The organism is Streptomyces virginiae (genome assembly GCF_000720455.1).
GTDB classification, from domain to species: domain Bacteria; phylum Actinomycetota; class Actinomycetes; order Streptomycetales; family Streptomycetaceae; genus Streptomyces; species Streptomyces virginiae.
In genome coordinates this window covers 45766-64702 of the sequence record NZ_JOAK01000012.1, presented here as the reverse complement: position 1 = coordinate 64702, position 18937 = coordinate 45766, and the positions used below count along the sequence as shown (strand labels likewise).

15 protein-coding genes and 1 tRNA gene are annotated in these 18937 nt (G+C 71.6%); 8 read left to right on the top strand and 8 right to left on the bottom strand.

Annotated features, from left to right (window positions below; all coding sequences use genetic code 11):
• Positions 1-125 precede the first annotated feature (125 nt).
• Together IG86_RS0119205 and IG86_RS0119200 are read left to right on the top strand one after the other, a co-directional pair.
• Positions 126-1511 carry an NAD(P)/FAD-dependent oxidoreductase gene (locus tag IG86_RS0119205; RefSeq protein WP_030827617.1) on the top strand — a complete coding sequence of 462 codons (1386 nt, stop codon included), beginning with the start codon at positions 126-128 and terminating at the stop codon, positions 1509-1511.
• Between the two features lie 146 nt (positions 1512-1657).
• Positions 1658-3034 (top strand): SAM-dependent methyltransferase, encoded by a 1377-nt coding sequence (locus IG86_RS0119200; protein WP_030898243.1) that lies wholly within the window; start codon positions 1658-1660, stop codon positions 3032-3034.
• A gap of 88 nt (positions 3035-3122) precedes the next feature.
• On the opposite strand, the gene IG86_RS0119195 is transcribed toward IG86_RS0119200, so the two are convergent.
• Together IG86_RS0119195 and IG86_RS0119190 are read right to left on the bottom strand one after the other, a co-directional pair.
• Positions 3123-5675: an ABC transporter permease gene (locus IG86_RS0119195; protein WP_030898239.1), complete on the bottom strand. Its 2553-nt coding sequence runs from the start codon at positions 5673-5675 to the stop codon at positions 3123-3125.
• A 58-nt stretch (positions 5676-5733) separates the two neighbouring features.
• Complete coding sequence (locus IG86_RS0119190) at positions 5734-6498, bottom strand: ABC transporter ATP-binding protein (protein ID WP_107051929.1); 765 nt, start codon at positions 6496-6498, stop codon at positions 5734-5736.
• A 433-nt stretch (positions 6499-6931) separates the two neighbouring features.
• Between IG86_RS0119190 and IG86_RS0119185 the strand changes: the two genes are divergently transcribed.
• A tRNA-Leu gene (locus IG86_RS0119185) sits at positions 6932-7013 on the top strand.
• A gap of 169 nt (positions 7014-7182) precedes the next feature.
• Positions 7183-8031: a Bax inhibitor-1/YccA family protein gene (locus tag IG86_RS0119180; protein WP_030659788.1), complete on the top strand. Its 849-nt coding sequence runs from the start codon at positions 7183-7185 to the stop codon at positions 8029-8031.
• A gap of 121 nt (positions 8032-8152) precedes the next feature.
• Here the strand turns inward: IG86_RS0119180 and IG86_RS0119170 are convergent, their stop codons facing one another.
• Positions 8153-8383, bottom strand: a complete 231-nt coding sequence (locus tag IG86_RS0119170; protein ID WP_030659790.1) for a DUF4287 domain-containing protein — start codon at positions 8381-8383, stop codon at positions 8153-8155.
• 101 nt (positions 8384-8484) lie between these two features.
• Between IG86_RS0119170 and IG86_RS0119165 the strand changes: the two genes are divergently transcribed.
• Positions 8485-8829: a hypothetical protein gene (locus tag IG86_RS0119165; protein WP_030898234.1), complete on the top strand. Its 345-nt coding sequence runs from the start codon at positions 8485-8487 to the stop codon at positions 8827-8829.
• Here IG86_RS0119165 and IG86_RS0119160 read toward each other — a convergent pair.
• The 3 genes from IG86_RS0119160 to IG86_RS0119150 all read right to left on the bottom strand — a co-directional run bounded on the left by IG86_RS0119160 (position 8813) and on the right by IG86_RS0119150 (position 12487).
• Positions 8813-9628, bottom strand: a complete 816-nt coding sequence (locus IG86_RS0119160) for a hypothetical protein (RefSeq protein WP_030827634.1) — start codon at positions 9626-9628, stop codon at positions 8813-8815. The two genes, IG86_RS0119165 and IG86_RS0119160, sit on opposite strands and share 17 nt — an antisense overlap.
• A 453-nt stretch (positions 9629-10081) precedes the next feature.
• On the bottom strand, positions 10082-11302 hold the full coding sequence (locus tag IG86_RS0119155; RefSeq protein ID WP_030827637.1) for an acetyl-CoA C-acetyltransferase: 1221 nt from the start codon (positions 11300-11302) through the stop codon (positions 10082-10084).
• A gap of 168 nt (positions 11303-11470) precedes the next feature.
• Complete coding sequence (locus tag IG86_RS0119150) at positions 11471-12487, bottom strand: SGNH/GDSL hydrolase family protein (protein ID WP_030827639.1); 1017 nt, start codon at positions 12485-12487, stop codon at positions 11471-11473.
• 128 nt (positions 12488-12615) lie between these two features.
• On the opposite strand from IG86_RS0119150, the gene IG86_RS0119145 reads away from it, so the two are divergent.
• Entirely contained in the window at positions 12616-13998 is a 1383-nt protein-coding gene (locus IG86_RS0119145; RefSeq protein ID WP_030898231.1) for a cystathionine beta-synthase, read from the top strand.
• A 394-nt stretch (positions 13999-14392) separates the two neighbouring features.
• Here the strand turns inward: IG86_RS0119145 and IG86_RS0119140 are convergent, their stop codons facing one another.
• Positions 14393-14776, bottom strand: coding sequence for a hypothetical protein (locus IG86_RS0119140; RefSeq protein ID WP_030827645.1), 384 nt, complete (start codon positions 14774-14776; stop codon positions 14393-14395).
• Positions 14777-14918: 142 nt separating this feature from the next.
• Between IG86_RS0119140 and IG86_RS0119135 the strand changes: the two genes are divergently transcribed.
• Positions 14919-15761: a MurR/RpiR family transcriptional regulator gene (locus IG86_RS0119135; protein ID WP_030827648.1), complete on the top strand. Its 843-nt coding sequence runs from the start codon at positions 14919-14921 to the stop codon at positions 15759-15761.
• A 41-nt stretch (positions 15762-15802) separates the two neighbouring features.
• Here IG86_RS0119135 and IG86_RS0119130 read toward each other — a convergent pair whose 3' ends face one another.
• Positions 15803-17155 carry a type III PLP-dependent enzyme domain-containing protein gene (locus tag IG86_RS0119130; protein WP_030898226.1) on the bottom strand — a complete coding sequence of 451 codons (1353 nt, stop codon included), beginning with the start codon at positions 17153-17155 and terminating at the stop codon, positions 15803-15805.
• 105 nt (positions 17156-17260) lie between these two features.
• Here IG86_RS0119130 and hutU point away from each other — a divergent pair, with 105 nt between their 5' ends.
• Positions 17261-18925 (top strand): urocanate hydratase, encoded by a 1665-nt coding sequence (gene hutU, locus IG86_RS0119125; protein WP_030827653.1) that lies wholly within the window; start codon positions 17261-17263, stop codon positions 18923-18925.
• The last annotated feature ends 12 nt before the right edge of the window (positions 18926-18937 follow it).

Sequence of the window (18937 nt, the reverse complement as noted above, 5' to 3'; positions counted from 1 at the left end):
CCTCTTGGTTCCCGTTGCGCGCCATGACGTCCGTCACGTGGGCGGCGGAGTGTAGCAGAGGCCTCCCGACTCCTTGTGAAGGGGCTCACGAGCAACACCCCATTGGGTGCTGGATACTCGTTCTCATGAGCACCACGGAGCGTCCCAGGATCCTCGTTGTAGGAGGTGGGTACGTAGGCCTGTACGCAGCCAAGCGCATCATGAAGAAGATGCGCTACGGCGAGGCGACCGTCACGGTCGTCGACCCGCGCTCGTACATGACCTACCAGCCCTTCCTCCCCGAAGTGGCCGCAGGCAGCATCTCGCCTCGGCACGTCGTCGTCCCGCTGCGACGCGTGCTGCCCAAGGCTGAGGTTCTCACCGGCCGGGTCACCACCATCGACCAGGACCGCAAGGTCGCCGTCGTCACGCCGCTGGTCGGCGAGGCGTACGAGCTGCCCTTCGACTACCTGGTGATCGCCCTCGGCGCCGTCTCCCGCACCTTCCCGATCCCCGGCCTCGCCGAGCAGGGCATCGGTATGAAGGGTGTCGAGGAGGGCATCGGCCTGCGCAACCACGTACTCGAGCAGCTCGACAAGGCCGAGTCCACGACGGACGAGAACGTCCGCCGCAAGGCCCTCACCTTCGTCTTCGTCGGTGGCGGCTTCGCCGGCGCCGAGACGATCGGCGAGGTCGAGGACATGGCCCGCGACGCCGCCAAGTACTACTCCACGATCAAGCGCGAGGACATGCGCTTCATCCTGGTCGACGCGGCCGACAAGATCCTCCCCGAGGTCGGGCCCAAGCTCGGCACCTGGGGCAAGGAGCACCTCGAGTCCCGCGGCATCGAGATCTACCTCAGCACCTCCATGGACTCCTGCGTGGACGGCCACGTGGTGCTGAAGAACGGCCTCGAGGTCGACTCCAACACCATCGTGTGGACCGCCGGCGTCAAGCCGAACCCGGTCCTGGCCCGCTACGGCCTGCCGCTGGGCCCGCGCGGCCACGTCGACGCCCAGCCGACCCTCCAGGTCACGGGCACGGACTACATCTGGACCGCCGGCGACAACGCCCAGGTGCCGGACATGGCCGCCCGCAAGGCCGGCGTCGAGAACGCCTGGTGCCCGCCGAACGCACAGCACGCGCTGCGTCAGGCCAAGGTCCTCGGCGACAACGTCATCTCGGGCATGCGGGGCTTCCCGCAGACCGAGTACTCGCACTCCAACAAGGGTGCGGTGGCGGGCCTCGGCCTCCACAAGGGCGTCGCGATGATCGTCATGGGCAAGACGAAGATCAAGCTCAAGGGCCGGCTCGCCTGGTACATGCACCGTGGCTACCACGGCATGGCCATGCCGACCTGGAACCGCAAGATCCGCGTCTTCGCCGACTGGACCCTCGCCATGTTCCTCAAGCGCGAGGTCGTCTCCCTCGGTGCGCTGGAGACCCCCCGCGAGGAGTTCTACGAGGCCGCCAAGCCGGCGCCGGCCCCGGCCGCCGCCGCTGCCCCGGCCGAGAAGGCCAAGGCCTCCTGACCCTGCGTCGGGAACCCGGCCCTTGAGCCGGTAGAAGGTACGACCCCGAAGGGGCCGCCCGCCATCCGTGGTGCGGGCGGCCCCTTCGGCGTACCCGGGGCCGCGGATGGGTAGACGGATGGGTCGGAACTTTGTGGAGGTGCGCCATGACCGACGCCGCTCCGCGGCTGGCCGCTCTTGCCGAGACCCTGCTGGGCGGCCCCCTGCCCGTGCGCATCCGTGCCTGGGACGGAAGCGAGGCCGGGCCGCCCGACGGCCCCGTGCTCGTCGTCCGGGGGCGCCGTGCCCTGCGCCGGATGCTGTGGAAGCCCGGCGAACTGGGCCTGGCCCGTGCCTGGGTGGCCGGCGACCTGACCGTCGACGGCGACCTGTTCGAGCTGCTGGACCGGGTGGCCGGCCTGCTCTGGGAAAGGGCCCGGGAACCCGTACCCGCGCCCACGCCCGGCTCGGCCCGCCTGGCCGCGCTGCGCACGCTCCTGCCCCGGCGCGCCTCGGCCGCCGCGGGCACCGCCGCGCTGCTGCGCGACGCCGAGGCGCGGGGCGCCGTACGGGACCTCGTGACCCTGGCCCGCCCGCTGCCGGCGCCCCCGCCGCCCGCGGAGGAGGCGGCCCGGCGCGGCGGCCCGCGGCACACCAAGGGCCGCGACCGGCAGGCCGTCAGCCACCACTACGACGTCGGCAACGACTTCTACGAGCGGGTCCTCGGCCCCTCCATGGTGTACTCCTGCGCCTACTGGACGCCCGGCTCGACCCTGGAGCGGGCCCAGCACGACAAGCTCGACCTGGTCTGCCGCAAACTCGCGCTGAAGCCCGGTGACCGGCTCCTCGACGTCGGCTGCGGCTGGGGCTCCCTGGCCCTGCACGCGGCCCGCGAGTACGGCGCCCGGGTCACCGGGGTCACCCTCTCGCGCGAACAGGCCGTGTACGCCCGCAAGAAGGCCGCGGACGAGGGCCTGGCCGATCTGGTCGAGATCCGGATCCAGGACTACCGGGACGTCAAGGACGGCCCCTACGACGCCATTTCCTCCATCGGGATGGCCGAACACGTCGGAGCCGACCGCTACCGCGGCTACGCCCGCACCCTGCACGCCCTGCTGCGCCCCGGCGGCCTGCTGCTCAACCACCAGATCGCCCGCCCGCCGGAGGCCGACGAAGCGGCCTACCGGGTGGACGAGTTCATCGACGCCTACGTCTTCCCCGACGGGGAGCTCTCCCCGGTGGGCACCACCGTCGGCGAACTGGAACGGGCCGGCTTCGAGGTCCGCGACGTGGAGGCGCTGCGCGAGCACTACGCGCTGACCCTGAGGGCCTGGGTGGCACGGCTGGAGGAGCACTGGGACGAGGCCGTGGCCCTCACCTCGGCCGGCCGGGTCCGGGTCTGGCAGCTCTACATGGCCGCCTCCGCCCTCGGCTTCGAACGGGGCCGCCTCGGGGTCAACCAGGTGCTCGCGGTACGGGCCGCGGGCCGCGGGGACTCGGGGCTGCCGCTGCGGCTGCGCACCTGGGGCGCGCAGCCGGGCTGATCGTTCCTGCGCGGACGACGGGAAGGGCCCCGGGGCATGTCGCCCCGGGGCCCTTCCGTGTCCTCCCGCCGCTTCCCGCGTGCGGCTCCTACTCGGTCTTGATGGCGGTCAGCATGTTCAGGCGGGCGGCGCTGCGGGCCGGCCACATGGCGGCCAGGACGCCGACCACGGCGGCCAGCAGGAGGAAGATCCCGATCCGGTCCCACGGGAGGATCAGCTCGTAGCCGGGCATGGCCTTCGCCAGCGTGGAGCCGACGGCCCAGGCGAGGAAGATGCCGATGGCGACGCCGAGGACGGCTCCGAAGAGCGAGATCACCACGGCTTCGAGGCGGATCATGTTCTTGACCCGGCTGCGGTCGAGGCCGATGGCCCGCAGCATGCCGATCTCCTGGGTCCGCTCGAAGACGGACATGGCCAGGGTGTTGACCACGCCGAGCACCGAGATGACCAGCGCCATGCCGAGCAGGCCGTACATGATGTTCAGCATCGTGTTGATCATGCCGCCCATCTCGTTGCGCATGTCCTGCTGGGTGGCGACGGTGATGGCCGGGTTCTTGCCGAGGGCGTCGACGACCTTCTGCTGGGCGGCCTTGGAGGCCCCGCCGTCGACGTTGACGTACACCTCGGGGATGTACGTCTCCTCGCTGTGCTCGCTGAGGATCTTGTCGTCGATGACGTAGGGGGAGAGCAGGCCCTCCATGTCCTTGAAGATCGCGCCGACCTTGACGGACGCTTCCTTGCCGTCGTCGTAGCGCAGCTTGATCTGGGTGCCGACGGTGAAGTTCTGCTTCTTGGCGGTCTTCTCGGCGACGGCGACCTCGCCCTTGGCGAGGCCGTCGAGCGAGCCGCTGAGGACCTCGACGTTGAGGAGCTGGCCGATGGTGGCCGGGTTGACGCCGGAGGCGGCCCGGAAGTCGCCGTCGACCAGGAAGTAGCCGGCCGTCTGCGGGGAGACCGCCTTGATGCCGGGGGCCTTGGCCAGGGTCTCGGCCACGGACTTGTCGAGGCTGCCCGCGTCGGAGGACATGGAGACCCGGTAGTCGGCCTTGAGCTTTTCGGTGCTCATGCGGTCGACGACCTTGCCGACGGTGATGCCGAGCACGGACAGCGTGGTGACGAGGGTCAGGCCGATCGCCAGGGAAGCGGCCGTGACGGCGGTGCGCCGCGGGTTGCGGACGGCGTTCTGGGCGGCCAGCTTGCCGGGGACGCCGAAGGCCTTCTGCAGCAGCGGGCGGACGGCGCCGATGACCGGCCTGGAGAGCAGCGGCAGCAGCACGATCATGCCGATCAGCATGAAGAAGGCGCCGCCGCCCATGGTCATGCGGCCCGTGTCGCCGCCCGTGGACACGCCCAGGAAGACCAGACCGATGCCGGCGACGCTGATGATCGACCCGAGGATGTTGCGGACGAGCAGGGACTTCGAGGTGGCCGGCAGGTGGGCGCTGCCCATGGCGGCCACGGGGGCGATCCGGCCGGTGCGCCAGGCCGGCAGCACGGCGGCGACGGTGGTGACGACGACGCCGATGACGAGGGCGGCGATGACCGTGCCCGGGGCGATCACGGGGGCGCCGCCCGGCAGCTTGGCGCCGAGGGAGCCGATGACGGAGCGGATCCCGATCGCCAGGCCGATGCCGCCGAGCAGGCCGGCGGCGGCCGACAGGACGCCGACGACGAGGGCCTCGGTGAGCACGGAGCGCATGACCTGGCCGCGGTTGGCGCCGACGGCGCGCAGCAGGGCCAGCTCCTTGGTGCGCTGGGTGACCAGCATCGTGAAGGTGTTGTAGATCAGGAAGATGCCGACGAAGAGCGAGATGCCGGCGAAGACCAGCAGCATCGTGCTCAGGTTGCTGAGGCCCTTCTCGATCTGCTTGGCCTGCTCGTCGGCGAGCGCCGCGCCGGTCTGCGCCTTGGTCGTCTTGCTGTCGAGCAGCGGCTTGATGTCGGCGAGGAGCTTGTCGGCGGAGGTGCCGTCCTTCGCGCCGACCGACAGCTCCTGGAAGTAGCCGGGCTTGAGGTAGAGCTCCTGGGCGACCTTGGTCTCGAAGAGGACCAGGCTGCCGCCGGCCTGGACTGCGCCGTCCTCGGTCGTGAAGACACCGGCGAGGGAGTACTCCTTGACCGGGCCGTTGGTGGCGACGCGGACCTTGTCGCCGACCTTGTAGGCGCCCTTGTCGGCGGTGGCCCTGTCGAGGGCGACCTCGTCGGCCTTGGCCGGGCCGGCACCCTGGACGAAGGCGTAGCGCGGGTTCTTGCCGTCCTTGACGGGCGTGTAGTTGGCGCCCTGGTTGGACCAGCCGGAGCCGATCAGCTTGCCGTTCTCGTCGCCCACGCCGGCGAAGCCGGAGACGCGGCCGGAGACGGAGTCGACGCCCGGGAGCGCCTTGATCTTGTCGAGGGTCGGCTGGCCGAGGCCGGGCTCGCCCTCCTTCTGGCCCTCCTCGTTGCGGCCCTGACCGTAGGAGGTGACCGAGACGGCGACGCCGTCGTAGCTCTTGGCGGACTGGCCGGAGAGGGACTTCTTGAGGGTGTCGGTGAAGACGAGGGTGCCGGATACGAAGGCGACGCCGAGGGTGACGGCGAGCACCGTCATCAGCAGCCGGGCCTTGTGCGCGAGGACGTTGCGCAGGGCGGTACGGAACATGGGGGATCTCAGTCCTGGGGCTGGAAGTCTGGAGGAAGGGCCGGGGCGGGACCCGGGATCAGCTGGTGCGGCCCTTGGCGTCGAAGGCCTTCATACGGTCCAGCACGCCGTCGGCGGTGGGGCTGAGCATCTCGTCGACGATCCGGCCGTCGGCGAGGAAGATGACGCGGTCCGCGTAGGAGGCGGCGACGGGGTCGTGGGTGACCATCACGACGGTCTGGCCGAGTTCGCGGACGGAGTTGCGCAGGAAGCCGAGGACCTCTGCGCCGGAGCGGGAGTCCAGGTTTCCGGTCGGCTCGTCACCGAAGATGATCTCGGGGCGGGAGGCGAGGGCGCGGGCGACCGCCACGCGCTGCTGCTGGCCGCCGGAGAGCTGGGTGGGCCGGTGGCCGAGGCGGCCGGAGAGGCCGACCATGTCCACGACGGTGTCGAGCCACTGCCGGTCGGGCTTGCGGCCCGCGATGTCCATGGGGAGCGTGATGTTCTCCAGGGCCGTCAGCGTGGGCAGCAGGTTGAAGGCCTGGAAGATGAAGCCGATCTTGTCCCGGCGCAGCTGGGTGAGCTGCTTGTCCTTCAGGGAGCCCAGCTCGGTCTCGCCGATGCGGACGGAGCCCGCGGAGAAGGTGTCCAGGCCGGCGACGCAGTGCATCAGGGTGGACTTGCCGGAGCCCGAGGGGCCCATGATCGCGGTGAACTGCCCCTGGCCGAAGTCCACGGAGACGTTGTCCAGGGCGACCACCTGGGTCTCGCCCTGGCCGTACACCTTGGAGAGGCCGGTGGCGCGGGCGGCCACGGCCTGGGCGGTGTGCGGGGCGTAGTTCATGGTGGTCACAGGACGGCTCCTCGGTCTGTTGTGCGGGGACCCCTCCATCCTCACCGCGCCCTTACCTCCCGCGGATCAGCCGCCGTGCCTGTTCACGGGCCCACTCGAGACTGACGGCGGGAGGGCGCGCCTCCTCCTCTGGTATGACAGGAACTCCGGCGGGAGATGACATGAGCCCTGGTCGGCGGGCGGTGGCCCGGGGTGGCGCGGAGGGTGGCGCGGGGGGGTGGCGCGGGCCATCGAAATCCCGTCATTCCCGTACAGGTGGTGATCGACGTCCAGAACGGGCCGACCGTGCATTCTGGGGCCTGACGGACCCTCAAGCGCCAATAAAATCAGACAACATCGGATAGGCGGCCGGTCGGCGGCGAGTGTCTTCCGGATAGGCTCGGCGCAGCGTTCAAGGCTTTTTCCACGGGGGCCGCCACGCCCTGCCCGGATGGTGGAATGCAGACACGGCGAGCTTAAACCTCGCTGGCCTTCGGGCCGTGCCGGTTCAAGTCCGGCTCCGGGCACTCCGCAGCTCTGGCGAGGTCCTCCTCGCGGCCGCGGCGAGGCTCCCTCGTTTATCCCCTGCGCTTCGCCATGCCTTCTCCTAAGATCCTCCTCCAGCAGTAGGGTGCTTTCTTTGCGAGCGCATTACTCTTGTTGCAAGGCCGCGCTCGGTGGCCACGGAGGAGTGAGATGAGGAGCAGTAACCCGGTCTTCTCGCGACGGGGGTTCAGCCGCGACAACGGTGGCTACGCGGGCTTTGACGCGCAGCACCAGCAGGCCGGGACCAACCCGTACGCGACGAACCCGTACGCGACCGACCCGACCACGGGAATGCCGCAGGCGCCGGCGCGCACCAACGCGATGACCATGGACGACGTCGTCAGCCGTACGGCCATGACGCTCGGCACGCTCATCGTGACGGCGACCCTCTCCTGGGTGCTGCTGCCCGTCGACCCGGCCAACATCAACAAGTCGTACGCGATCGGCATCGGCGCCGCCCTGGTGGCGTTCGTCTTCGCCATGATCCAGTCGTTCAAGCAGAAGGCCTCCCCGGGCCTGATCCTGGCCTACGCGGCGTTCGAGGGCGTGTTCCTCGGCGTGATCAGCGCGGCCACCAGCACCTACTTCGGTGCCGGCGTGGTCATCCAGGCCGTGCTGGGCACGATGTGCGTCTTCGCCGCCGTGCTCTTCTCGTACAAAATGGGCTGGATCCGCGTCACCCGCCGTTTCTACGGCTTCGTGATGGCCGCGGCACTGGGGTTCATCCTCCTCATGCTCGCGAACACGCTGTTCGCGGTCTTCGGCGGCGGTGACGGCCTCGGCTTCCGCAGCGGCGGCCTCGGCCTGCTGTTCGGCGCCATCGGCGTCATCCTCGGCGCCTGCTTCCTCGCCCTCGACTTCAAGCAGGTCGAGGACGGCGTGACGTACGGCGCCCCGCGCGAGGAGGCCTGGCTGGCGGCCTTCGGCCTCACCATGACCCTGGTGTGGATCTACATCGAGATGCTGCGCATCTTCCAGATCCTCTCGGGCGACGACTAGCAGGACCTGCGGGCCGCCAGGCCCGCCCGGTCCGGCACACGGCACGGGGAAGGCCCCGCGAGCACACCGCTCGCGGGGCCTTCCCGCGCGTGTAGGGACTACGGGGTCGGGGGAGGGGTGGTCAGCCGAACCGGCGTGCGGCCCGGCGCAGGTCGTACTCGTGGATGATCGCCTTGGCCTGGCCGTACGACAGCTCGTGCGCGCCGCGCAGCCAGCTGACCTTCTCCTCGAACCGGACGAGTGAGGGGCCATCGTCGACGGTGCGCAGCCAGTCGGAGACCTCACGACCGGTGGTCAGGGGGATTCTGTCGATCATGTTGCGGTGGGTCTGCTCGGAGAACTCTACGGACATGGGCGCCTCCGGAGGTTTTGCCGTGCTGTTCTCTTCACGCCACCGTGCCGGAGAGTTCGCCCGTTGGCAATGGTGCCCGGACGGCGCGTAAGGTCGGCCGGGTGCTTGACACTTCGCCCCTGAGCGCCGCCGTGGAACGTTTCGCCGACCGGCTGCGGGCCGCCCCGCAGAGCCGCCTCCAGCAGGGAGCGGCCGCCGCCGCACTGGACCTGGCCCGCGAGCTCTCCGTACGCGCGCAGCGCCTGGAGGAGCCCGGGCGGGCACCCCGGGAGATGCCGGACGAGGGCCTCTTCGTCGTCGGCGACCAGGTGGCGGTGGCCGGACGGGACCTCGTCGAGGCCCTGCGCGGCCGGGCCGGCGCCCCGGACACGGCGAAGGCCCCGTCCGAGGTGCTGGACGAGGCCGTATCGCTGGTGGAGCAGGCGGAGATCAGAGCGATGCGATGACGCGGTCCGCGAGGATGTAGACGTTGCTGTCGGGGTCCTCGGAGTCACCGCAGGAGAAGGTCAGCGCGTAGGCGCCGGAGATGCCCGAGCCGCCCAGCAGGACCGGGGCGGTGCCCGAGCGCAGCGCCTCGGCGAGGCGCTCCGCGGTCTCCCGGTGCCCCGGGGTCATGCAGAGCGTCGTGCCGTCGGTGAAGACGTACACGTCCAGCGTGCCCAGCGGGCCGGGACGGACGTCCGCGAGGGCCGTACGGGCCTCCGCGAGCTCCTCCAGGCGGTTCACGGTGCGCTCGTGGTCGGCGCCGGGGTGCGAGGCCTGGACCGGTACGAAGTCGGGGTGCGAGGGGTGGCGCCGACGGGCGGCGGCCAGCTCGGCCGAATCCTCTGGGTAGCCGGGCAGCTCGTCGAGGGCCTCCTCGCCCAGGACCGGCTCCAGGCCCACCAGGTCGGCCTGCCGGGGCAGGAAGATCGGGTTGTCCTCGCCGAGCCCGGACAGTCCGCCCAGCAGCGACGGCGCGTCGGCGGCGTCACGGGCCTCCTGCGCCGCCCAGAAGGCGCGCGCCTCGGCCAGCTCGCGCTCGCGCTCCTCGGCCAGGGCCTCGGCCACGGCGGCTCGTATCTCCGCGGCGGGGGACTCGGCGGCGTTGCGGGCGTGCGGGACGGTCGTGCCACGGGCGTGGACCGGCACCGCCAGCTCACTGCGCAGGGCGGTGACCTGCTTGCGCAGACCGTGGACGGCGTGCAGAGCAGCAGCGCCCACGGCCGTGGCAGCGGCCGTGGTCAGCAGCAGGGCAAGAGACATGGCGCTCACTGACTAACTCCTGAGGTGATTCGATCCCCCGACTTCCTACATCAGAGTGTCCCGGCCTGGGAATGGCGTGCAGTGCATTACGTCACGAAATGGACAGGGCTTTCGTCACACCTTGCACCCCTGTGCCGTGGCTGACCTGCGTAAACACCGATCCCCCAGGACATAGGTCACATCCTGGGGGAGATTCGGTCACAGGTAGGCCGCGACGGGATTAGAACCCGCGTCAGTACGGGGTGCGGGTCCTTGGGGCGCCTGGCCCCGTCCTTGATCCAGTAGCCAGAGCCTTACTTTGGGCCACGACCTGGTTCAGCTCAGCCGCTCGATCCCATGGTCGCGCTGAGCCTCGCCACCGAGCCTCGCCACCGCTGCGGGCAGGTGCCTGCCTCGCCACGCGGGGGAGCCGCAGATCGGTACGGCCGGCCGACCCCTGCCCTCCGCTACGGCTCAGCTCAGCCGCTCGATCACCATCGCCATGCCCTGGCCGCCGCCCACGCACATCGTCTCCAGACCGAACTGCTTGTCGTGGAACTGCAGGCTGTTGATCAGGGTGCCGGTCAGCCGGGCGCCGGTCATCCCGAAGGGGTGACCCACGGCGATGGCCCCGCCGTTGACGTTGAGCTTGTCGAGGGGGATCTCCAGGTCCCGGTACGACGGGATGACCTGGGCCGCGAAGGCCTCGTTGATCTCGAAGAGGTCGATGTCGCCGACCGTCAGGCCGGCCCGCTTCAGGGCCTGCTTCGACGCCTCGACCGGGCCCAGGCCCATGATCTCGGGAGAGAGGCCGGTGACACCGGTGGAGACGATCCGGGCCAGCGGGGTCAGGCCCAGCTCGCGGGCCTTGGTGTCGCTCATGATGACCAGCGCGGCGGCGCCGTCGTTCAGCGGACAGCAGTTGCCGGCCGTCACCAGGCCGTCGGGGCGGAAGACGGGCTTCAGGCCCTGCACGCCCTCCAGGGTCACGCCCGCGCGCGGGCCGTCGTCGGTGGAGACGACCGTGCCGTCCGGGGTGGTGACCGGGGTGATCTCGCGGGCCCAGAAGCCGTTCTTGATGGCCTCCTCGGCCAGGTTCTGGGAACGGACGCCGAACTCGTCCATGTCCTGGCGGGTCACGCCCTTGAGGCGGGCCAGGTTCTCCGCGGTCTGGCCCATCGCGATGTACGCGTCCGGGATCAGCCCGTCCTCGCGCGGGTCGTGCCAGGCCGAGCCCTCGCTCTGCGCGACGGCCGCCGTACGGGCCTCCGCGTCACCGAAGAGCGGGTTGTGGGTGTCCGGCAGGCCGTCCGAGGAGCCCTTCACGGACCGCGAGACCATCTCGACGCCCGCGGAGATGAAGACGTCGCCCTCGCCCGCCTTGATGGCGTGCAGGGCCATGCGGGAGGTCTGCAGCGACGAGGAGCAGTACCGGGTGATCGTGGCGCCCGGCAGGAAGTCCATGCCCATCTGCACGGCCACGATGCGCGCGAGGTTGTGGCCCTGCTCGCCGCCCGGCAGACCACAGCCGAGCATCAGGTCGTCGATGTCGCGCGGGTCCAGCTCGGGGACCTTGGCCAGGGCGGCCTGGATGATCGTCGCGGTCAGGTCGTCCGGGCGGACGTCCTTGAGGGATCCCTTGAAGGCGCGCCCGATGGGAGAGCGGGCGGTGGAAACGATGACGGCTTCGGGCATCGGGACTCCAAGGGGTGCGTCGTTGCGGGACCGCATGCGAAGTTACCGCCCCGTACGGTCGAGGTCACCGGCCTGGGGGTGTGATGCCGGTCGCTCCCACGGGCCCGGCCGGCCGGGGCCCGCACCCCCAAGGGTGCGCCACCCCGGCCGTGCCCGGGCCGGCACCCCCTACGGGGCGAGCTCCGCCGCGCCGGGAGCCGCGGGTGCCGGGTCCTCGCCCGGAACCCGCCGCCGACGGCGGTGCTTGAGCAGAACCCACGGACCGCGGGCCGCCGTGACCTCCGTACCCGCCTGGCCCGCGGCGGCCGACGCGGCCTTCGCCACCGGCAGCATGTCCTCGTCCCGCGACACGTCCAGCCGGTCCGACTCCGGCCACAGCGCCAGCGCCGCGCACAGGGTCGGCAGCACGGCCATCGCGGCCGTCGCGTACCCCTCCGCGGACGGGTGGTAGGAATCCGGGCCGAACATCTCACGCGGGTTCGCGGCGAACTCCGGGCCCAGCAGGTCCCCCATCGAGACCGTACGGGCGCCCAGTGCGACCACCCCTATGGTCTGGGCGGCGGCCAGCTGCCGGGACACGCGGCGCGCGAGCCAGCGCAGCGGCTGGTACACCGGCTCGATCGTGCCCAGGTCCGGGCAGGTGCCCACGACCACCTCGGAGCCCGCCAGGCGCAGCCGGCGCACCGCCGACGTCAGCAGCCGCACCGACTGGGTCGGCGGCATCCGGCGCGTCACGTCGTTCGCGCCGATCATGATCACGCAGACGTCCGGCGGGGGCGCGTCCCGGTCCAGCAGCAACCCCACCTGGCGGTCCAGGTCGTCCGACATGGCACCCGAGAGGGCCACGTTGCGCAGCTCCACCGGCCGCTCCGCGATCGCCGCGAGCCCCGAGGCCAGCAGCGCGGCCGGAGTCTGCCGGGCCCGCCGGACACCGAGCCCGGCGGCCGTGGAATCACCCAGCATGCCCAGCCGCAGCGGGCCCGGGCTCTGCTCCGGGCCGCCGAACTCGCTCCCGTACAGCCCGTCCGCGCGCGGCGGCTCGCCCAGCCCGGTGCCCACCGTGCGCTTGGCGAACTGCACCTCCGCCAGTACCAGCCCCACCGCGGCGGCCCCGACGAGTCCGATTCCGCCACCGCCGTACGCCGCCCCCGCCGCGATACGGCGGGCAGTTCTCGCCCTCGACACCTTTCAGGCCACCTCCTCGGTCCTCGTTGACCCCTACCTGCCCCGTACACACGGTCGGCCAATCCCTTTCGGCATACCCTGGCGGTGCCTCCCGGAGAACCCGTGGAGTCCCCTCCTTGGAGAACATGGTGCAATTCCACGACTCGATGATCAGCCTCGTCGGCAACACCCCGCTGGTGAAGCTCAACCGTGTGACCGAAGGCCTGCAGGCCACCGTCCTTGCGAAGGTCGAGTACTTCAATCCCGGCGGATCCGTGAAGGACCGGATCGCCGTACGGATGATCGAGGCCGCCGAGCAGAGCGGAGCCCTCAAGCCCGGCGGCACCATCGTGGAGCCGACCAGCGGCAACACGGGTGTAGGACTCGCCATCGTGGCCCAGCAGAAGGGCTACAAGTGCATCTTCGTCTGCCCTGACAAGGTGTCCATGGACAAGATCAATGTGATGCGCGCGTACGGCGCCGAGGTCGTGGTCTGCCCGACCGCCGTCGACCCCGAGCACCCGGACTCGTACTACAACGTGTCCGACCGCCTCGCGCGCGAGCCCGGCGCCTGGAAGCCCGACCAGTACAGCAACCCGAACAACCCCCGTTCGCACTACGAGACCACCGGTCCGGAGCTGTGGGAGCAGACGGACGGGAAGATCACCCACTTCGTCGCTGGCGTCGGCACCGGCGGCACGATCTCCGGTACCGGCAACTACCTCAAGGAGGTCAGCGGCGGGAAGGTCAAGGTCATCGGCGCCGACCCCGAGGGCTCGGTCTACTCCGGCGGCTCCGGCCGTCCGTACCTGGTCGAGGGCGTCGGCGAGGACTTCTGGCCGACCGCCTACGACCCGAACGTCACGGACGAGATCATCGCGGTGTCCGACAAGGACTCCTTCCAGATGACCCGCCGCCTGGCGAAGGAGGAGGGCCTGCTCGTCGGCGGCTCCTGCGGCATGGCCGTCGTGGCCGCGCTCAAGGCCGCCGAGAGCCTCGGCCCGGACGACGTCGTCGTCGTCCTGCTGCCGGACAGCGGCCGCGGCTACCTCAGCAAGATCTTCAGCGACGAGTGGATGGCGGGCCACGGCTTCCTGGAGGAGGCCGGCCCCGCCGCGCGCATCGGCGACGTGCTGAACGACAAGGAGGGCGGCATCCCCTCCCTCGTCCACATGCACCCCGAGGAGACCGTCGGCGAGGCCATCGAGGTCCTGCGCGAGTACGGCGTCTCGCAGATGCCGATCGTCAAGCCGGGCGCCGGTCACCCGGACGTGATGGCCGCCGAGGTCATCGGCTCCGTGGTCGAGAAGGAGCTGCTGGCGGCGCTGTTCGCCCAGCGGGCCTCCCTGACCGACCCGCTGGAGAAGCACATGAGCTCGCCGCTGCCGCAGGTCGGCTCGGGCGAGCCGGTGTCCGAGCTGATGGCGGTGCTCGGCGAGGCCGACGCCGCGATCGTGCTGGTCGAGGGCAAGCCCACCGGTGTGGTGAGCCGCCAGGACCTCCTCGCCTTCCTGGCGAAGAGCGGGAAGTAACCCGCGTTTTCCGGCCGTCGCGCAAACGGTACGGGCCGGACACGTGACGGCAGCACGGCCTTAACACGGCTCCGGCACAGTGGTGGTTGTCGGCAGGGAGCCCGGGAGACCGGACCCGGCCGACACCACCGACGGTGTTGGCGCACCTCCGGAGCGGCTCCCGGACACGCGAACACCACGGACGCGGACGGCCCTGACCCGGCCGTGTCCTCCGCGGGGACCGCCGTCGTCCCGCCCCTCGCCCGCCGAGGGTGCGGCGGTCCCCGCGCCAGAACTTCTGGGCTCGGTCCGCCTCCGGGGCGCCTGGTGCCGGCTCGCATTCAGCCCCGCCGGCGTTTGAGGCGCGGGGTGCGCGGCGGAGCCCCGCAGCGGTGCCGCAGGCGAGCGGCGGCGGTCAGTCGAGGGGATCCGGCCGGGCGCGCCGCAGGCGGGCGGCGTGGATGAAGTTCACCCCGAGCACGCCCACCCAGGCCACCACCAGCCCCTTGAAGCCCGTCTGCGCGGCGCCGACGGCCGACAGCGGCACCGCCAGGACCAGGGTGATGATCGCGAAGCCGAAGCGTTCGCCGAAGTTCCCCTCGGCCGGTCCGGCGGCGGCGTACGGGCTCTCGCCGCGGGCCGTGGCCAGCCGTTCCTCGGCGAGCCTGCGCCGCAGCTGGGTGTCGACCTTCTCGACGAACGAGTCCACCAGCGCGGCCTCGTACTCCGGGCCCAGCTCCCGCCGGGCCTTCAGCGTCGCGTCGAGTTCCTTCTTGAGCTCTTGGGCGTGGGCGTCCATGTCCTCACCGTAGGAAGCGCCGCAGGCCCCGGCACTGGGGCTAGCCCCCCTATCCGCATCGCGGGCACCGGCTTGCCCCACTGCATAACCGCATGCAGAGTGCTCCGTGACTGAATAAACCACCGGGACGGAGGGGGACGGCATGAGCGACAGCCCGGCGGCGCGGCTCCAGGCGCTGTTCGAGGGGCACCGGCTGACGCCGACCCAGCGGCGGATCGCGCACTGCATGGTGCGCGGGGCGGCGGAGGTGCCCTTCCTGTCGAGCGTCGAGCTCGCCGACCTGGCCGGGGTGAGCCAGCCGTCGGTCACCCGGTTCGCCGTGGCGCTCGGCTTCGACGGCTATCCCGCACTGCGCAGGCACCTGCGCGAGGTGGCTCCGGCCGAGCGGGCCGCCGCCGTGCAGGAGGACTCGTACAACGAGTACCAGCAGGCCGTCCTCGGCGAGATCGAGAACCTGCGGCAGCTCGCCGAGATGCTCGCCGACCCAGCGCCGGTCGAGGAAGCCGGGCGGCTGCTGGCCGCCTCGACGCCGCTCCCCGTGCTCGGGCTGCGGGCGGCGTCCTCGCAGGCGCGCGGCTTCGCGTACTTCGCGGCCAAGGTGCACCCGGACGTACGGCTCCTCGACGAGGGCGGCTCGATGATGGAGGACCGCATCGACGCGGCCCTCTACGAGGGCGCGACGGCGCTGCTGTGCTTCGCGCTGCCCCGGCACCCCCGGGAGGTCGTCGACACCCTGGAACGTGCCCGGAAAGCCGGCCTGACCGTGGTGACGGTCGCGGACTCGGCCTTCGCCCCGGTGGCCCGCCACTCCGACCTCCTGATCCCCGCCCCGGTCGGTACCGGGCTGGCCTTCGACACGGCGTGCGCGCCGATGCTGCTGGGCCGGGTGCTGCTGGAGGCGATGGCGGACGCGCTGCCGGACGCCCAGGCCCGCCTGGAGGCCTTCGACACCCGCGCCGCGTCCCGCGGCCTGTTCGTGGAGTGAGCCCGGCCGCCGGCTGAGCCTCCGATACGCCGGGGGCCCCGCTACAACAGGGCGTCGCCCAGGGTGCCGCCCGCCTCCGCCACGATGTCCGTGAGGGTCTGCGCGGGCCTGGCGAGGCGGAAGCGGACCCCGCCCCGCGGGGTCACCGTGAAGCCGTGGACCGCCGGGCGGGGCAGGCTGTTGTAGCCGTAGTGGGCCGTGAAGAAGTACGCGCCGGTGTCCGGTACGCCGATCAGGTCGCCGGGGGAGAGCAGCGGCAGCTCGCGGGCCGTGGCCAGCAGGTCCCCCGCGAAGCAGGCGGGGCCCGCGACGTCCTGGGCCACCGGCGCGCCGGCCTTCGGGGCGCCCTTCGCGTCGTACGGCAGGATCCGCACCGGCCAGGCGGCCGGGGCGTAGGCGGTGCGGGTCGCCAGCTGGACGCCGGCGTGGGTGAGCGCGATCGGCCGGGAGCCGCTGCTCTTGGTGTACTCGACCCGGGCCAGCACCAGCCCGTGCTTGGCCAGCAGGGACCGGCCGAATTCGGTGACCAGGCCGTACGAGCCGTCGAAGAGCGCCGGGACGGCCCCGCGCAGGGCGCGGACGTACTGGGCGTACGTCGGGGCCGCCTCGTCCGAGGCGAAGTTCACCGGCAGGCCGCCGCCGATGTCGAGGGTGTCGATCCGGCGGTGCCCGGCCGCCGCGTTGATCTCCTCGGCCAGGGCGTGCAGTTCCCGTACGCCCTCCGCGATCAGTTCCAGGGGGACGCCCTGCGAGCCCGAGTGGATGTGCAGGCGGGTCAGCCACGGCCGGTCCAGGCAGGCCCGTACGAGCCACTCCCGGGCCCCGGGGTCGCGCAGGGCGACGCCGAACTTCGAGGTGGACGTCGCCGTGGACAGCGCGTCGATGGCGCCCGCGCCGGTCTGCGGGTTGATCCGGACGCCGATCGGGGACGCGGTCGGCGCCCCGGCGACGAGCGCGTCGAGGCGCTGCAGCTCCTGCCGGTTGTCGGCGTTGACGGCGATCCCCAGCGCCAGCGCCTCGCGCAGCTCGGCCGTCGTCTTGGCGGGGGAGTCCAGGACCGTCCGGGCCGCGGGCACCCCGGCCGCCCGGGCCAGTGCCAGCTCGCCGGGGCTCGCCACCTCGCAGCCGAGCCCGGCCGCGGCGAGCAGCCGCAGCACCGGGACGAGCGGGGCGGCCTTCACGGCGAAGGCGTGCAGGACGGGCGTGCCGGGTGCCAGGGCGTCCGCGAAGGCCGTCGTCAGGGCGGCCGCGGAGGCCCGGATCCCGTCGGCGTCCAGCAGGCAGACCAGGGGCTGCGCGGAGTCCGTCCCGCCCACCAGTCCCTGTTCGACGGCGGCCCGTACGACCAGATCCCGGCGCTCGGCGGCGCCCTCGCCCTCCGTGTCTGCGGCCATGTCCGCCATCCCATCACCCGACGGGGCCGGGCGCAGCTGTTGACTGAATCTATTCAGAGCGCGAGTATGTGAATGGAATTACCAACATCGGAGGAGGCACCCGCCATGTCAGGACCCCGCCCCGTACGCGCCGCGCGCGGCACCGAGCTCAGCGCCCTGGGATGGCAGCAGGAGGCCGCGCTGCGGATGCTCCAGAACAACCTCGACCCCGAGGTCGCCGAGCACCCCGACAAGCTCGTCGTCTACGGCGGCACCGGCAAGGCCGCCCGCGACTGGCGCTCGTACGACGCCATGGTCCGCACCCTGCAGACCCTCAAGCAGGACGAGACCATGCTGGTCCAGTCCGGCCGCCCGGTCGGCGTCATGCAGACCCACGAGTGGGCCCCGCGCGTGCTCCTCGCCAACTCCAACCTGGTCGGCGACTGGGCCAACTGGGAGGAGTTCCGCCGCCTGGAGCACCTCGGCCTGACCATGTACGGCCAGATGACCGCCGGTTCGTGGATCTACATCGGCACGCAGGGCATCCTCCAGGGCACCTACGAGACCTTCGCGGCCGTCGCCGCGAAGAAGTTCGGCGGCACCCTGGCCGGCACGATCACCCTCACCGCCGGCCTCGGCGGCATGGGCGGCGCCCAGCCGCTGGCCGTCACCATGAACGACGGCGTCGCGATCTGCATCGACGTCGACCCGCGCGCCATCGACCGCCGCATCGAGCACCGCTACCTGGACGTCAAGGCGGACAACCTGCGCCACGCTCTCCAGCTGGCCGTCGAGGCCCGTGACGCCCGCAAGCCGCTCTCCATCGGCCTCCTCGGCAATGCCGCCGAGCTGCTCCCGCAGATGCTCGCCGAGGGCGCCCCGGTCGACATCGTGACCGACCAGACCTCCGCGCACGACCCGCTGGCGTACCTGCCCGTCGGCGTCGACTTCGACGACATGGCCTCCTACGCGGCCAAGGACCCGGCCGGCTTCACCACCCGGGCCCGCGAGTCCATGGCCAAGCACGTCGAGGCCATGGTCGGCTTCATGGACGCCGGCGCCGAGGTCTTCGACTACGGCAACTCCATCCGCGGCGAGGCCCAGCTGGCCGGCTACGACCGCGCCTTCGCCTTCCCCGGCTTCGTCCCGGCCTACATCCGCCCGCTGTTCTGCGAGGGCAAGGGCCCCTTCCGCTGGGCCGCCCTGTCCGGCGAGGCCTCGGACATCCACAAGACCGACAAGGCGATGCTGGAGCTCTTCCCGGAGAACGAGTCCCTGCACCGCTGGATCAAGATGGCCGGCGAGCGCGTCCACTTCCAGGGCCTGCCCGCGCGCATCTGCTGGCTCGGCTACGGCGAGCGCGACAAGGCCGGCGAGCGCTTCAACGAGATGGTGGCCGACGGCACCCTCGCCGCGCCCCTGGCGATCGGCCGCGACCACCTGGACTGCGGCTCGGTGGCCTCCCCGTACCGCGAGACCGAGGCCATGCTCGACGGCTCCGACGCCATCGCCGACTGGCCGCTGCTCAACGCCATGGTCAACGTCGCCTCCGGCGCGTCCTGGGTCTCCATCCACCACGGCGGCGGCGTCGGCATGGGCCGCTCCATCCACGCGGGCCAGGTCACCGTCGCCGACGGCACCCCGCTGGCCGGCGAGAAGATCCGCCGCGTCCTCACCAACGACCCGGGCATGGGCGTCATCCGCCACGTCGACGCCGGTTACGACATCGCCGAGACGGTCGCCGACGAGCGCGGCGTCCGCGTCCCGATGCGCGAGGGCGACGACGCGTGAGCGAGGCCGAGT

What these genes read in the sequence shown, in the direction of transcription:
- IG86_RS0119205 (WP_030827617.1), top strand. Translation starts at nt 126, where the DNA reads ATGAGCACCACGGAGCGTCCCAGGATCCTCGTTGTAGGAGGTGGGTAC.
- IG86_RS0119200 (WP_030898243.1), top strand. Translation starts at nt 1,658, where the DNA reads ATGACCGACGCCGCTCCGCGGCTGGCCGCTCTTGCCGAGACCCTGCTG.
- IG86_RS0119195 (WP_030898239.1), bottom strand. Translation starts at nt 5,675, where the DNA reads ATGTTCCGTACCGCCCTGCGCAACGTCCTCGCGCACAAGGCCCGGCTG.
- IG86_RS0119190 (WP_107051929.1), bottom strand. Translation starts at nt 6,498, where the DNA reads ATGAACTACGCCCCGCACACCGCCCAGGCCGTGGCCGCCCGCGCCACC.
- IG86_RS0119180 (WP_030659788.1), top strand. Translation starts at nt 7,183, where the DNA reads ATGAGGAGCAGTAACCCGGTCTTCTCGCGACGGGGGTTCAGCCGCGAC.
- IG86_RS0119170 (WP_030659790.1), bottom strand. Translation starts at nt 8,383, where the DNA reads ATGTCCGTAGAGTTCTCCGAGCAGACCCACCGCAACATGATCGACAGA.
- IG86_RS0119160 (WP_030827634.1), bottom strand. Translation starts at nt 9,628, where the DNA reads ATGTCTCTTGCCCTGCTGCTGACCACGGCCGCTGCCACGGCCGTGGGC.
- IG86_RS0119155 (WP_030827637.1), bottom strand. Translation starts at nt 11,302, where the DNA reads ATGCCCGAAGCCGTCATCGTTTCCACCGCCCGCTCTCCCATCGGGCGC.
- IG86_RS0119140 (WP_030827645.1), bottom strand. Translation starts at nt 14,776, where the DNA reads ATGGACGCCCACGCCCAAGAGCTCAAGAAGGAACTCGACGCGACGCTG.
- IG86_RS0119135 (WP_030827648.1), top strand. Translation starts at nt 14,919, where the DNA reads ATGAGCGACAGCCCGGCGGCGCGGCTCCAGGCGCTGTTCGAGGGGCAC.
- IG86_RS0119130 (WP_030898226.1), bottom strand. Translation starts at nt 17,155, where the DNA reads ATGGCCGCAGACACGGAGGGCGAGGGCGCCGCCGAGCGCCGGGATCTG.
- hutU (WP_030827653.1), top strand. Translation starts at nt 17,261, where the DNA reads ATGTCAGGACCCCGCCCCGTACGCGCCGCGCGCGGCACCGAGCTCAGC.